The sequence below is a fragment of the Bradyrhizobium sp. Leo170 genome (assembly GCF_004296405.1).
Taxonomy (GTDB): domain Bacteria; phylum Pseudomonadota; class Alphaproteobacteria; order Rhizobiales; family Xanthobacteraceae; genus Bradyrhizobium.
The window spans coordinates 1-14,345 of sequence record NZ_PSRR01000056.1 but is presented as its reverse complement, the minus strand read 5'-3'; the positions used below and the strand labels follow the sequence as shown (position 1 = coordinate 14,345).

At 60.4% G+C, this 14,345-nt stretch carries 12 protein-coding genes; 5 read left to right on the top strand and 7 right to left on the bottom strand.

The features are described from left to right. Positions 1-30: 30 nt before the first annotated feature. The gene (locus tag CWO89_RS12755) at positions 31-522 is read right to left on the bottom strand and encodes an HPP family protein (RefSeq protein ID WP_130578951.1); all 492 of its coding nucleotides are present in this window, start codon (positions 520-522) and stop codon (positions 31-33) included. A gap of 64 nt (positions 523-586) precedes the next feature. Beyond that, positions 587-1,471 (bottom strand): haloalkane dehalogenase, encoded by an 885-nt coding sequence (locus CWO89_RS12750; RefSeq protein ID WP_130578950.1) that lies wholly within the window; start codon positions 1,469-1,471, stop codon positions 587-589. Positions 1,472-2,028: 557 nt separating this feature from the next. On the opposite strand from CWO89_RS12750, the gene CWO89_RS12745 reads away from it, so the two are divergent. Beyond that, positions 2,029-2,718 carry a type 1 glutamine amidotransferase domain-containing protein gene (locus CWO89_RS12745; protein ID WP_130578949.1) on the top strand — a complete coding sequence of 230 codons (690 nt, stop codon included), beginning with the start codon at positions 2,029-2,031 and terminating at the stop codon, positions 2,716-2,718. A 128-nt stretch (positions 2,719-2,846) separates the two neighbouring features. Here the strand turns inward: CWO89_RS12745 and CWO89_RS12740 are convergent, their stop codons facing one another. Both CWO89_RS12740 and CWO89_RS12730 read right to left on the bottom strand, forming a co-directional pair. Continuing rightward, the gene (locus CWO89_RS12740) at positions 2,847-4,028 is read right to left on the bottom strand and encodes a radical SAM protein (RefSeq protein WP_130578948.1); all 1,182 of its coding nucleotides are present in this window, start codon (positions 4,026-4,028) and stop codon (positions 2,847-2,849) included. A gap of 618 nt (positions 4,029-4,646) precedes the next feature. Continuing rightward, positions 4,647-5,942 (bottom strand): serine hydrolase domain-containing protein, encoded by a 1,296-nt coding sequence (locus CWO89_RS12730; protein ID WP_245476127.1) that lies wholly within the window; start codon positions 5,940-5,942, stop codon positions 4,647-4,649. Positions 5,943-6,236: 294 nt separating this feature from the next. Here CWO89_RS12730 and CWO89_RS12725 point away from each other — a divergent pair, with 294 nt between their 5' ends. The 3 genes from CWO89_RS12725 to CWO89_RS12715 all read left to right on the top strand — a co-directional run bounded on the left by CWO89_RS12725 (position 6,237) and on the right by CWO89_RS12715 (position 9,348). Beyond that, entirely contained in the window at positions 6,237-6,704 is a 468-nt protein-coding gene (locus tag CWO89_RS12725; protein ID WP_349644877.1) for a GNAT family N-acetyltransferase, read from the top strand. A 116-nt stretch (positions 6,705-6,820) separates the two neighbouring features. Beyond that, positions 6,821-7,783, top strand: coding sequence for a phosphotransferase family protein (locus CWO89_RS12720; protein WP_245476123.1), 963 nt, complete (start codon positions 6,821-6,823; stop codon positions 7,781-7,783). A gap of 239 nt (positions 7,784-8,022) precedes the next feature. Further along, complete coding sequence (locus tag CWO89_RS12715) at positions 8,023-9,348, top strand: MFS transporter (RefSeq protein ID WP_130578946.1); 1,326 nt, start codon at positions 8,023-8,025, stop codon at positions 9,346-9,348. Positions 9,349-9,578: 230 nt separating this feature from the next. Here the strand turns inward: CWO89_RS12715 and CWO89_RS12710 are convergent, their stop codons facing one another. After that, positions 9,579-10,667 carry a TRAP transporter substrate-binding protein gene (locus CWO89_RS12710; RefSeq protein ID WP_130578945.1) on the bottom strand — a complete coding sequence of 363 codons (1,089 nt, stop codon included), beginning with the start codon at positions 10,665-10,667 and terminating at the stop codon, positions 9,579-9,581. 289 nt (positions 10,668-10,956) lie between these two features. On the opposite strand from CWO89_RS12710, the gene CWO89_RS12705 reads away from it, so the two are divergent. After that, positions 10,957-12,198 (top strand): glycosyltransferase, encoded by a 1,242-nt coding sequence (locus tag CWO89_RS12705; RefSeq protein WP_130578944.1) that lies wholly within the window; start codon positions 10,957-10,959, stop codon positions 12,196-12,198. Positions 12,199-12,281: 83 nt separating this feature from the next. On the opposite strand, the gene CWO89_RS12700 is transcribed toward CWO89_RS12705, so the two are convergent. Together CWO89_RS12700 and CWO89_RS12695 are read right to left on the bottom strand one after the other, a co-directional pair. Then, the gene (locus CWO89_RS12700) at positions 12,282-13,370 is read right to left on the bottom strand and encodes a TRAP transporter substrate-binding protein (protein ID WP_130578943.1); all 1,089 of its coding nucleotides are present in this window, start codon (positions 13,368-13,370) and stop codon (positions 12,282-12,284) included. A 198-nt stretch (positions 13,371-13,568) separates the two neighbouring features. Further along, on the bottom strand, positions 13,569-14,345 hold a 777-nt coding region (locus CWO89_RS12695), incomplete at its 5' end, for an Mrp/NBP35 family ATP-binding protein (RefSeq protein WP_130578942.1).

Below are 14,345 nucleotides of genomic sequence, written 5' to 3'. Positions count from 1 at the left end.
CGACAGAAAGCGCAACTGGTGTGAGACGTTTCAAGACCACCACCCGATAGGCGGCCCGGCATCGCCTTCATCGGTGCATCGCGTGACGAGATTGTTCCAAGCAAAAGCGAAGGTTGTGAGCAGCAGGGCGCCGACACCAACTGGCACAATCAGAAAAATCCAGGACATGTTATTGACGACAACAACCAGCGGATCGATGCCGGCAGGCGGGTGGAACGTGCCGGTCAGATGCATTGCGACCATTGCCAAACCAACAGCGACGGCGGCCGCCCACGGCACCGGGCCGCACAATTTCACAACCAGCAGTCCAACGAACGTGGAGACAAGATGACCGCCGACAAGGGCGCGGGGTCGCGCCGGCTCTGCTTTTGGCGAGCCCAATACTGTTACGATCGACGTCGCGAATGGAATCGCGAAGAGGGGAACTGCGCTCTCAGAGGAGAACGCCTCCATGCTCCCGATCGCAATTGCACCTCCGACGGCTCCGGCGAGAACGGCACGTAGTTGAGATCGGTCGAGCATCAAGCCTAACACCCGGGGGCAGCGATGATCGTCCGAAGTCCGGCGATCTCCAAGTAGGTGCAATCTACAACTTCGACATCCAGCCGGAGATGGCCCGCCCGATCTCATCCGGCGAATCTTCCTGGACGAAATGGGTTCCCGCCACCTTCATCTCGGTCTGCGCTGGGAATCTGCGGGCCAAGTCGAGAACCGCGCCGTGGGCGAGGATCCCACCGGGCTCGGCCCTCAGGAACAGCTTAGGGACATTGCTCGTCGCCAGCCAGTCCGCGTAGGCGGTCACGATCGCAGTCACGTCGGCGGGCTCGCCTTCGATGGGGATCTGTCGAGGCCATGTCAGCGTCGGCCGTCGCCCCTCGCCCGGCTCGGCAAACGGCCGTCGGTACTCCGCCATCTCTTCGGCGGAGAGGGTACGCAGGATGGCACCTGGCAGGATCCTCTCGATGAAGAAGTTGTCTTGCAGGACCATCGCCTCGCCTTTCTCGGAACGCAGCGCCTCCAAGGCTGGACGCATTCCGAACCGGTCCCAGTGGTCCCAGTACTGCGGCCCAACGATCGCCTCCATGTACGCGATACCTTTCATGGCCTCGCGGTGGCGGTTGGCCCAATCGAAGCCGAGGGCCGAACCCCAGTCATGGATGACGAAGGTGACCCGCTCGCGCACATCGAGAGCCTCGAGCAGGGCGTCCAGGTAGCGGCGGTGCTCGACGAAGCGATATGAGCCGGGGCCACTGTCGGGCAGCTTGTCGGAGTCGCCCATGCCGATCAGATCGGGGGCGATACAACGGCCCAGTGGCTCCAGATGCGGCAACACGTTGCGCCACAGGTATGACGAGGTGGGATTGCCGTGCAGCAGCACGATGGGGTCGCCCTTTCCCACCTCCACATACGCCATCTCACTGCCGAGGACTCGCCGCCGCTTCTTTTTGTACGGAAATGCCGCAGAGATCATGTTTGATTCTCCTGTACTGGCCAACCAAGTGAGTCCTGGAGCCGCATTGCGGGCGCCTGACGGGAGGCCTTCATCGTCAGCGCGCAACTGCGTGATCTGACGGAATTACATTCGCGGATCGTCCGGGTTCGGATACAGGCATGCGCCTCACTTCGTCGTGAAAGCAAGCAACGCAAGACCATTACGACAGGGATATCTTGGCTCCGCGATGGTCGCGCGTCTCTTCGACGAAAACCCGATCTAGACTAGCGCTCGAGAAATGATGCGGAAGATAGCTCCCTCCCATGAACCTGCACCGCCGGCAAATTACGGCAGCAGTGCTGACCGCTTCCACCCGCCAACGCGGATAGGCCGGCTCCTCGAGCGGCGCAATGGCTAATGGCTTCTAACAAGGCATAACGAGCAATTTTGCCGCTTGCGTGCCAACAGCACGGTGAGGCAGGCGCCATTGGTTGAACGGTCGAGATCGGTCATCCCGGGAGTGCTTGATGGCAGGCTGGAACGGGTCGAAACATTTTTCGTCCTTTGATGAAAACCGCCAAGCAATAGGAGCAATCATGAAAATCCTGATGGTTATCACCTCTCACGACCAGCTTGGAAATACGGGACGCAAGACCGGCTTCTGGCTTGAGGAACTCGCCGCTCCTTACTTCGTGTTCAAGGACTCCGGGGTCGAGATCACGCTCGCATCCCCAAAGGGCGGCCGTCCCCCGCTCGATCCCAAGAGCAACGAGCCCGAATTCCGAACCGACCTTACGCGCCGGTTCGAGCAGGACGCCGCTGCCGAAGCTCAGCTCGACAAGACCGTTCGTCTCGAAAGCGTCAAGCAGGAAGACTTCGACAGTGTCTTCTATCCGGGCGGCCACGGCCCGATGTGGGATATCGTCGACGACAAGAACTCGATCAAGCTGATCGAGTCCTTCCTTGCCGCCGGTAAGCCAATCTCTGTCGTCTGTCATTCGACAGGTGCGTTGCGTCACGTAAAGGCGCCAGACGGCAAGCCTCTGGTTCAGGGCAAGGAAGTTACCGGCTTCACCAACGGCGAAGAAGAAGCCGTTGGCCTCACCAAGGTGGTGCCCTTTCTTGTCGAAGACGAGATGTTAAGACTGGGCGCCGTATTTTCGAAGAAGGCCAACTGGGCGGTTCACGTCGTTAGCGACGGCCTGCTGACCACCGGTCAGAATCCGGCCTCCTCCGGGCCCGCCGCGAAGCTCCTCTTGGAGAAGCTCAGCAAAATGAGGAAGTGAGCGAACAAAGCTTAGGGGAGGCTTTTTGCCCCCCCCCCCCGCGCTATTCGCCGACCAAGCACGACGCGGAGCGGGCATCGCCCAACAAACGAGAATCGAACTCCCGGTTGCCTCTTGCCACCCAACTGCTAAGCGCGTGTCAATGCGTCGCTCACGTTGACCCGTTCCACGCCTGGCTTGCTGACATAAAGATGGCTCTCCAGGACGGATTGCATGTTCTCGAACATCGAATAGAGATCGTCGCAATATACCGAAGGATTGTCGTAACCATTTGCCTTGGAAAAACGATGCGGAAGATACCCCCCTCCGCAGGCGTTCATGAACTTGCACTGCCGGCATTTCTCGCACAGATTGATTGAGGCATCGCGCGCCGCTTTCCAGCGCGGCTCGTTCCTGACCTCGTCGATCGCATGATCGAAGATGTTGAACTTGGTCTGCGTGAAGCCATCGCCTGCGATCCGGAGCACATCGTGGGCCTCCACCGTGCCATCGGTCATCACGGTACAAAGCTCGATTGGCTTGTGGCCTACGCCCTCGGTCGGCGAATTGTTGCCAAGCAGGGCGGTGATCATGTCGGAAATAATGCGGATATTGGCCGTCGGCGCCGTGCGATTTGCCGTCAGCCACAAGTCGAACAACCCGTTGTAGAACGACGCAATGGATGGCGGCTTCTCGTCCACCGTCGCATCGGGGATCATGATGTCGTAGTTGGCAATTCCGCACGCGGCGAAAAACGCGACATATTGCTCCGGGAGGTAAGCGGGATTGCAGACAGCCAGGGCGCTTACGCAAATGTCGCGCGATACCAGCATGCGGGCGGCGCGCTCCACCGCTGCGTGGGTGCCCGTCCCCTGAAACGTGCGACGGTGAATGTCGTGAATATGTGCCGGTCCGTCGAGACTGATCGCAACCGAAATGTTGCGCGTCTCGAAGCAGTTCAGCCATTCGTCATCGATCAACACGCCATTGGTTGTGACCGCGATGGGAATGTCGCAGCCCGTTCGCGATGAAATGCTCTCGCAGGCCTCGGCAAAACGGTGGAAATTCTCGACACCCCAGAGCAAGGGCTCGCCGCCGTGCAGGACGATGGGAAAATCGACAAGGGAGTATCGCGCGACGTGCTCTTCGATGCGCCGCAACAACTGATGCAGCACGTCCATGCTCATCAGCTTGGGCTTATTGTAGACGGCCGCGTCGCGAAACCAGTAGCAATAGGAGCAGTCAATGTTGCATCGCGTTGCTACCTTGACCAGCAACTGCGTGATCGGCTGGTCGTGGAAGGCGACAGCATTTGAATCGTCGACCGACATCCCGGCACCGAGACGTGCATGAAGAAAATGCGATTAAACTAGTATCCTCGGACAAAGCCCCCTCTGCGGAACCCTGGAGCGTATCCGCCTCTGCGGAATGCACCTGCGCCTGGATGGTATCCGGCCCTGCGGAAGCCGCCCACATACGGCCCTCTGCCAAAGCCGCGCCTGAAATAAACTTGATTTACAACGGGTTGGTCCGGAATAACCGCGGGTTGCTCGGAGCTAAGTCCTTCTGTTGAGGTCTGCTCGCGCAGCTCGTTCAGCAATGCGTCGATGCCTGGATGATCGCTCTGAATTGTTGCGCCAGGCCCGTGCAATTGCAGGAGGCTAGCTAAGACCTTCAGCGTGGTAATCGCCATGGCTTCTGCTCCTTTTCGCAATGCAATTTTCGCGATGCAATTTAAAAGATCGAACGAAAGGCCGCTGCTTGTTTCCCTCAACCGAATGAGCAGAGGATAATATACCTTCCCTATTGCAGCGGAAATGTGATGGCGCCGCAGTGCTGCTATTTTTGCACGAAGCCCGCGGGTCAAAACTCATATCGGCAACGAGGTTTCGTAGCGAGACGATCGGCAGCATTCGTGCATCGCCGCATTTCGTCCGGTTTCGGAAAGGTCAATTGGCGAATGCTTGATAGACCATATTTCGGATGAGAGAGCGGTAGTACGCACCGCGGAGCAGCGGCACTTGCACCATCAGAATGGCGACCAGGTTCTCTTTCGGATCTATCCAAAAGGTTGTCCCTGACGAGCCAGTCCAATAGAATTCTCCAACCGAGCCTGGCATCGGATTGCGTCCGACATCTGTGCGAACCGCAAAGCCAAGGCCAAAGCCTTGCCCCAGAGCCGGGCTTGGAATGAGTGAGCCGAAGCCTTGCACGGCTTGGCTTATTACCGTTCCCGGAGGCAAGTGATCGGTCGTCATGTAGGCCACCGTCCGAGGGGAGAGAAAGCGTCTACCCTCGAATGCACCACCATTGAGCAGCATTTGGCAAAAGCGCGCGTAGTCGGCTGCAGTCGACACCATGCCGCCACCTCCGGAGAGCCAACTCGGACGCACACTCACATCGCGCATGGGCGGTCGCTTGCCCGTCGCTGCGTCCACCTGCGGTTCGGCAACGCGGCCGGCATGCCCCTCGGATACGTAGAACCCGGTGTCAGGCATGCCGAGCGGCTTTGTTATGCGCTCGGCGATGAACTGATCCAGTTCCATACCAGACGCGACTTCGACGACGCGGCCGAGAACGTCCGTAGACATGCTGTATTCAAACGTCGTGCCTGGCTGATAGGCGAGCGGCAATTGCGCCAGTTTGCTTACGACAGCCGCGAGGCTTTCACCGGGTGCGCCGATATTTGCGCTGCGATAGGCCTGCTTGACCAATGAGTCGCCGAATTGTCCGTAAGTCAGCCCAGAGGTGTGGCGCAATAAATCATGGATCGTCATTTCACGCCGAGGAGGCTCCAACACAAGTTCCGGCTTACCGGTCCCGTCGTTGGCCTTCTCCACGCCGACTTTGACCTCCTTGAATTCGGGCAGGAAGGCCGACACCGGCGTGACAAGCTGGAGCTTGCCCTCTTCCACCAACATCATGGCCGCGACGGATACGAGCGGCTTTGTCATGGAGGCGATGCGGAAGATTGCATCCGGCTTCATGGCGATCCGCTTCTCGCGATCTTGGTACCCGAACGCGCGCGAGTAAGCGACCTTGCCATTGCGCACGATCAGAACGACGGCTCCAGGAAGCTTTCCACTGTCCACCTCGGACTGGAAGGCGGCATCGAGTATCTTCAACCGCTGCGCAGATATGCCGAGTTCCTCTGGCTGTGAAGCTTTCGGAAGCGGCTCGGCAACTGCAGGAAAGGCAATGCAGACGGCGACAATCGTTGCAGACAAAAACCCGCGGAGCATCATCAGAAGCCCCCAATGGTTGGAAACAGCAACGTCAGGAAACGATGATTAGCATAACTGCCCCGCAACCAGATTTCAAGTTTTGATAGAGGAGGCGAATAAATACTACCCTTCAGCTTGTAACGCCAAATGAAATTTAATGCCCGAAATGGATCATACAGCGACATCGCGAAACGCGCTCTCCGCTGAGGCAAAGCGGGTATTCACACGCCCGCTTCACACCAAACGAAAAGCGCCCGACCTATTGCCCGGGTGTTGGCTCAATGCCAAAATTGCTGAATGCAAATACGAGACGCCTTGCCAGAAGACGCGCGTGCCGCCTGTATGGTGTTGAAGCGGTCGATAGCGGAGCTTTGCGAGGCTGACCATCGAAACGACCCTTCCATCCTGGCGCAATGGCTGGGCAACAAGACCCTTGAGAACTTCTGCACTTGGGTCAGGCGACCCGACAATTCTTTGCTCGTGGCCGTCGAAGATGACGACATTCTCGCGGTCGGTTCAGTGACCGATGCGGGAAGGATTGGCTTCAACTATGTGTCGCCCGATGCAAGGTTTCGCGGAGTCAGCCGCGCCCTGCTGCGCGCGCTGGAGGCGCGAGCCGCCGAACGAGGCAATGATCATTGCAATTTGATGAGCACCGAAACCGCGCGCAGATTTTATCTGTCGAACGGCTATGTTGGAGACGGACCACCGGTTGGCACGTTTGGAACGAGTTTCGGCTATCCGATGACGAAGAGCTTGGCCAGCTCAATACGCCAGGATTAGGCGCGCGCTACGCTTGACCGGACTTTGGCACGGAAGTTCAGAACGCGCGCTTACCCAATCCCCGCTGCGAAGCACTTGCAGACACGGCGCCGACGTGCGAGGAGGCCAAGTTTCGAATGGATGCCGCGATGAGCCTCAAGCCCAATTTGGAACTGTCCGTCGCGACGGCGCAGGCGATCGTTGATCAGACCGTTTTGAAGCAAGCTGTTGCGACGATTTCCAGGCTTCATGGCGGCGAGATCTCAGCAGTTTACGAGATCGCTTTCGCGGATCACGCGCATCCGCCGCTCGTACTGAAGGTCTACCCCGACGAATTGCATTGGAAGATGCAAAAGGAATTAACCGTCGTTGGTCTCATCCGAGATCGCCTTAGCGTGTCTATTCCACGCATTCTGCTTGCGGACGACTCAAAGAGATTGCTCGGACTAAACTTGACATTGATGACCAAGCTCGAGGGTTCGATACTGGGCCAACTGGAAACGACTCTGGACTCGGCGCAACGGCTATCCGCTTACGCACAAATCGGCCGGCTGCTTCGGGAGTTTCATTGCATCTCCATGGAGGCGTTCGGCTACATCGGTCCGAACGGCATCTGGACAGCGCATTCGACAAACCACGAGTACCTGACGCATCAATTCCAACGAAAGCTCAAGGAATTTTCTGAGCGCGGCGGAAATGCAGACCTCGCCAAGCGGGTTGCCAGGCATTTCGCCGACCGCGCCGAACTGCTCAGCGACTGCACGCACGCGGTGCTATGTCACAATGATCTGCACGCGGGCAACCTGCTTGCCACCGTCTCAAATGGCCGCCTACTGCTCACTGGTGTTTTGGACTTTGAAGGCGCGCTGGCCGGAGACCCGCTGATGGATGTCGCCAAAGCACTCTATTATCTGGACGCAGAGGCCCGGCGCGCGCTCCTTGACGGATATGGCGCCATGGACCGAAAGCACTGGCTCTTAACGCTCGATCTCTACCACCTATACTTCGTTCTCGAACTTTGGTGCTGGATGGCCCAAATTGGAAACAGGCAGCCTCTCGACCAACTGGCTTTGGACTTGGAGCGCTATAGCGCCGCGTGATCAGCCGAGGGGCGGCTTAGGGGCGGAACGCGACGTCGCGAAAAAGTGCTCGCCACTGACGCAAATCCCAGCCAAGCATCAAACTTTGGATACCGGTCGCGCAATTCGGACGCAGCCGAGAGCGATACGTTGACCGCGACTGCGATGAGCGCATGGCAGGAGGACGTTCCCGATGCGTTGCAAGTACTCGCGAGAGAACGAATAATCAACTTCATTGAATTGCTTCGAGGAAGGTGCGGTTGTCGATCGGCATTGAGGAGAACAAAGAGTTCAGCGTGAAACGCGCAGCATTTGCCGCCACTATCGGCAACATGCTCGAATTCTATGATTTCATTACCTACAGCTTCTTCGCGATACAGATCGGACACACCTTCTTCCCCACGCAAGGCGAGTATGGCAGCCTGATGCTGTCGCTCGCGACCTTCGGCGCGGGTTTCATCACGCGCCCCATCGGCGGGATCGTGCTTGGCATCTATTCCGACCGTGTTGGCCGGCGGCCGGCAATGCTGCTCAGCTTTGCGTTGATGGGGAGCGCGATCCTGGCGATCTCGATCACCCCATCCTACAATGCCATCGGTCTTGCAGCGCCGATCATTGTGATCGTGGCGCGCTTGATGCAGGGATTTGCGCTCGGCGGCGAGGTCGGGCCGACCACGGCCTATCTCCTGGAGATCGCCCCGCCCGAACGCCGGGCGCTGGTGGTTTCATGGCAGCCGACAAGCCAGCAGATCGCCGCCACCACCGGCGCACTGGTCGGCTTCATCCTGAGCAGGACGATGACGCCAGAGGCGCTACAATCCTATGGTTGGCGCCTGGCGTTCCTGATCGGGGCCATCTGCCTGCCGTTCGCGCTCTGGATGCGTCGGACGCTGCCGGAGACGGTCCCGCAAGACAAAAGTGGCGCCCGGCGCATTGAGCGCTCGAGCCATCTCGCGCTGGCGCGCCGGCACATTCGCCTGATCGCACTGGCGCTGATGATCTTGGCGAGCGGCACGATTTCGACCTATGTGACGCAGTACATGACGACCTATGCGCAGAACACGCTCCATGTGGCGCCGTCTCTCGCCTTTGCGACGTCGCTTGTCAGCAATGGTCTCGGAATCGCAGGCGCGTTGCTCGGAGGCTGGCTGGCCGACTTGCTGGGCCGCAAGCCCGTCATGATGTATCCGCAGCTCGTCACGCTCGCGCTGACCTATCCGATCTTCCTGTGGATCGCCGGTGCGCCCGGCGCGTGGTCGCTGTTGTTCGGCTTCGGCGTGCTATCGCTGATCGGATCGCTGCCGTTCACCGCCTTCTATGCGACCTTCACCGAGGCGCTGCCCCAGCAAATCCGCGGCGGCGTGTTCGCCACCGTCTACGCGGTTGCAATCGCAAGCTTCGGCGGCACCGCGCAGCTCGTGGTCACGTGGCTCCTGCATATTTCAGGAGATCCGCTGGCGCCGGCCTGGTACCTCTTGCTTGCCGTCGTCGTCGGACTTCTCGCGATGAGCCTGATGCCCGAGACGGCACCGGTGAAAGTGCAGGCTGCTGCACCGCCCCGTAGCCCGGGTGGAGCGAATGCCTAACCCGGGATCTAGAGCGTGATGATTTTTCTTCGAGTCGTCATCCCGCTCTATCTTTTTGTTTGAGCATGATCTCCGCGCAAACGCTTCGCGTTTGTCACGAGGGAAAACCGGCATCCACTTTTCCGGATCATGCTCTAGGCATCCACGATTATGAGCGATCCCGGGTTGCGCTCCGCTTCACCCGGGCTACGGGGAGGCTACCAAGCCTCCCCTTTTGATTGATCAACGGATCAGCTCTGCGAGTGGCGCGCCATGAAGTTGTCGTAGCCGACTTCGGCGACCTGGAACCATTGATAGCCGCTGTTGGAATAGGCTGTCAGCGAGTCATAGACCTTCTTGAAATTGGCGTTGCCCGCCGCGACTTCGGCGTGCAGCTCCTTGGCCGCCTTGAAGCTCGCTTGCATGATCTGTGGCGAGAAGGCGTGCAGCTTGGCGCCGCCGGCCAGCAGCTTCTTCAGTGCGGTCGGGTTCACGGTGTCGTACTTCGCCATCATCCAGTTGTTGGCGTGATGGCCGGCCTGCTCGAGGATGGCCTGGTAGTATTTCGGCAAGCTGTTCCACTTCTCGAGATTCACGAACACCAGCAGCATCGGGCCGCCCTCCCACCAGCCGGGATAGTAGTAGTGCGGCGCGACCTTCTGCAGGCCGAGCTTCTCGTCATCGTAGGGGCCGACCCATTCGGCGGCGTCGATCGTGCCTTTCTCAAGCGCCGGATAGATGTCGCCGCCGGCGATCTGCTGCGGCACGCAACCGAGCTTCTGCATCACGCGGCCGGCGAAGCCGCCGATGCGGAATTTCAATCCTTTGAGATCATCGACGGTGTTGATCTCCTTGCGGAACCAGCCACCCATCTGGCACGTCGTGTTGCCGGCAAGCAGCGATGTGACGTTGTAGCCCTTGAAGAACTCGTTCAGGAGCTCCTTGCCGCCGCCCATCATGTACCAGGCCTGATTGAGCCGCGCGTTCGGCCCGAACGGCACCGAGGCGCCGAAGGTGAAGGTCGGATCCTTGCCGAAATAGTAGTAGGACGCGGTGTGGCCCATCTCGACCGTGCCGCTCTGCACGGCATCGAGCGCCTGCAGGCCCGGCACGATCTCGCCGGCGGCAAAGGTCTGAATCTGGAATTTGTTGTCGGTGGCCTCGCCGACCACCTTGGCCATGATCTCGGCTGCGCCATGCAGCGTATCGAGCGATTTCGGCCAGCTCGTCGTCATCCGCCATTTCAGCTCCGGCATCGACTGCGCAATGGCCGGCGCGGCGAGAGTAGCGGCACCGGCGACACCAATGCCGGCGACTTTGATGAAGTCCCGTCGTTTCATGTTGTTTCCTCCCTTTTGATATGTGTCATCGGCCTTCGTACCGAGGCCTGAGAGCAGAATGGAACATCCCCTCGCCGATTGCCATCGCCAACGTTCGCCGCAGCGCGCGAAAAAAGCTTGGTCCGGACTGTCCGTCTCCTTGGCGTGCGGATTACCGACGCAACAAAGATCCGATCTGCTGCAATCGTCCGGTAGCGCGCGTATCCAAATCTCTCCCGTCCGACAATCGGCGGCCTGCCGTCGACTGGCTCGCAATAGCGCCTTCTGATCGATCGATGGGAAACAAGCCATGTCCTATAATTTCCTGGTGGCCTCTTGGGGAGGGCCCGGCCATCTCGGACCGACACTGACAGCGGCACGGCAACTGCGTGCGAGGGGCCACGACGTTCGCTTCATCGCGCGCGCCGACGCCCGTACGCAGGTCGAGGCTGCGGGTTTCCGGTTCGCGACCTGGCAACGGACCGCTCACTTTTCGCCCATTGCGCGGACCAGCGATCCCATCGAATACGCATGCGATAACCTGCTGTTTGGGCCGGCCGCCGCGCAAGGCGCTGATGTCAGCGATGAAATCCGCCGCGCCACCACCGACGGTGTGTTGGTCGATACGGCTCTGTTCGGCGCTGTGCTCGCTGCCGAAGCCGAACGTGTTCCTTGTGCACTGCTCTCACCCACCGTCAGCCTGCGACCTCTCCCAGGGCAGCCGCCAATCGGCAGCGGCTTGCCGGCGCCTCGCACGCCGGAAGAGCGCGCCGCCGTCGAGGCAGCAACCAGCCGGTTCGTTGCAGTCCTGAACGAATGGCTGCCGATGCTGAACGTGGCGCGGGCAAGCCTGCAGCTTGCCCCCTCCTCCCATGTCCTGGAGTTGTTCGACCGACCAGCGCGGTTCCTGATCGCGATGAGTGCGGCGTTCGACTTTGCCCCGGACTTCCTCCCCGGCAATGTTCGCTACATCGGACCGCTCCTGGATTCCTCGGATTGGTCGAAGCCGTGGATCTCTCCCTGGTCCCACGAGCCTAACCGTCCGCGCGCGTTAATTTCTTTCAGCACGACCAATCAAGATCAAACAGACGCGCTTCAACGTACGATCAACGCGATAGGAAGCGTGGAGATGGATGCGGTCGTGACGCTCGGACCTGCGGTGGAAGAGACGACCTTGCATGCGCCGGACAACGTAACACTGCTGCCGAGCGCCCCGCACGATGCGATCATGAAGGAGGCCTCGCTGGTTGTGACCCATGGTGGCCACGGCACGGTGAGCCGTTCACTCGCGCATGGCCTGCCGCTTCTGGTGATGCCGTTCGGACGCGATCAAGGCGACATTGCCGCGCGTGTAGAAGCCCGCGGCCTGGGGTTGATCCTTCCGCCAACCGCGGCCGAAGCGGAAATCGCCGCCGCGATTACGCGGCTCATCCGGGAGCCTCAATTCCTGATCGCTGCCCGCCAGTTCAGAGACATCATGACCGCCGAGGTCAGCGGAGCTCCGCTTGTTGGCGAACTGGAAGCAATCGTTCGAGCTGGAGCGAACGCTTAAATCCGGGACATCCGTTCGCAGCGCCCAAAAAAGCCCGGCCCCCGCGAGGGGACCGGGCTGTCCGTCTACTGCTTGAGATCTGCTCAGCCGCGGGTGCGCGAGCGGATCATGAAGCTGTCGTAGGTGTATTCGGCGACCTGCCACCACAGATATTCGTCGGAGCGGTAGGCCTGCATCGCGTCGATCGACTTCTTGAAGTCGGGGTTCTTAGCGGAGATTTCGCTCCACAGCTCGTTGGTCGCCTTCAGGCAGGCTTCCAGCACCTCGTTGGTGAACGGACGGAGCTGCGTGCCGCCGGCAACCAGTCGCTTCAGCGCGGTCGGGTTCTGCAGGTCGTAGCGCGCGGCCATCCAGCTATTGGCATTCGCGGCCCCGTTGGTGAGGATCGCCTGGTAGTTCTTCGGCAGCGCGTTCCACTTCTCGAGATTGACGAAAGCGTGGACGGTCGGGCCGCCTTCCCAGAAGCCCGGATAGTAGTAGTACTTCGCGACCTTCTGGAAGCCGAGCTTTTCGTCGTCATAGGGGCCGACCCACTCGGCGGCGTCGATGGTGCCCTTCTCCAGCGCCGGATAGATGTCGCCGCCGGCGAGCTGCTGCGGCACCACGCCGACCTTCTGCAGAACCTGGCCGGCGATGCCGCCGATGCGGAATTTGAGGCCCGAGAGGTCGGCGACCGTCTTGATCTCCTTGCGGAACCAGCCGCCCATCTGGGTGCCGGTATTGCCGCAGGGGAAACCGATCACGTTGAACTTCTTGAAGAACTCGTTGCCGAGCTGCTCACCGCCGCCCTGATACCACCAGGAGTTCTGCTGCCGCGCATTGAGGCCGAACGGGACGGAGGCGTAGATCGCGAAGGTCGGGTCCTTGCCCACGTAATAGTAGGCCACCGTATGCGACATCTCGACGGTGCCTGTCGACGTCGAGTCCAGCGCCTGCAGGCCCGGGGCGATCTCGCCAGCCGCGAACACCTGGATCTGGAATTTGTTGTCGGTCATCTCGGCGACGTATTTCGACAACTGCTCAGCGCCGCCATAGATCGTGTCCAGCGACTTCGGGAAGCTCGAGGTCAAGCGCCACTTGATTTCGGGGGAAGACTGCGCGATCGCCGGCGCGGCAACCGCGGTCGCGGCCGCACCGGCCGCAGAAACTTTCAAAAAGTCACGACGCTTCATCTTAAGGCATCTCCTTGCGGGGCGTTTCCCATTTGTCCCCAAAACATCTCATCCGGGGCGGGCGAATCCTCAGGCTCCGGGGCGCTCTGGCGGGGGCCGTTTAACACGGATGGCCGCCCGCGGAAACGCGACATTGGCATGACGGGACTGGACGAAAGTCGGAGGGGCGCGAGGGGAAATACCAGGCGGAAATGGCCGTCAAGCCGCGGCGATCACGCCCCGGAGCTGGTCACGGACGTTGGTCCCGATTGCGCGGTAAATCGCCGCGTGCGGCCCGTCCGGCTCGCTATCTACCACCGGATTACCGGAATCCGAGGTGGTGCGGATCGCCATATGGAGGGGAATTTCGCCCAGGAATGGCACCCCCAGCCGCTCGGCCTCATGCCGGGCGCCGCCATGGCCGAAAATGTCCGACCGCGTGCCACAATGCGGGCACTGGAAATAGCTCATGTTCTCGACGATGCCGAGCACGGGCACGTTAACCTTTTTGAACATGGCGAGCCCGCGCCGCGCGTCGATCAGGGACAGGTCCTGCGGGGTCGAGATGATGATGGCGCCCTTGAGCGGGACGTTCTGCGCCAGCGTGAGCTGCGCGTCGCCGGTGCCGGGGGGCATGTCGACCACCAGCACATCGAGCGTGCCCCAAGCGACGTCGCGCAGCATCTGCGTGATCGCCGACATCACCATCGGCCCGCGCCAGATCATCGCGGTGTCTTCCTCGACCAGGAAGCCGATCGACATGATCGAGAGCCCGAAGCGGGAGACTGGGATCATCTTCTTGTCGTCGTTGAGCGCCGGCTTCTCGCGGATTCCGGTCAGCCGCGGCACCGAGGGACCGTAGATGTCGGCATCGAGCAGGCCGACGCGCAAACCGAGATCACGCAAGCCGAGCGCGAGGTTGAGCGCGGTGGTCGACTTGCCGACACCGCCCTTGCCCGAGGCCACCGCGATGACGGCGGCGATCCCGGGGATTTC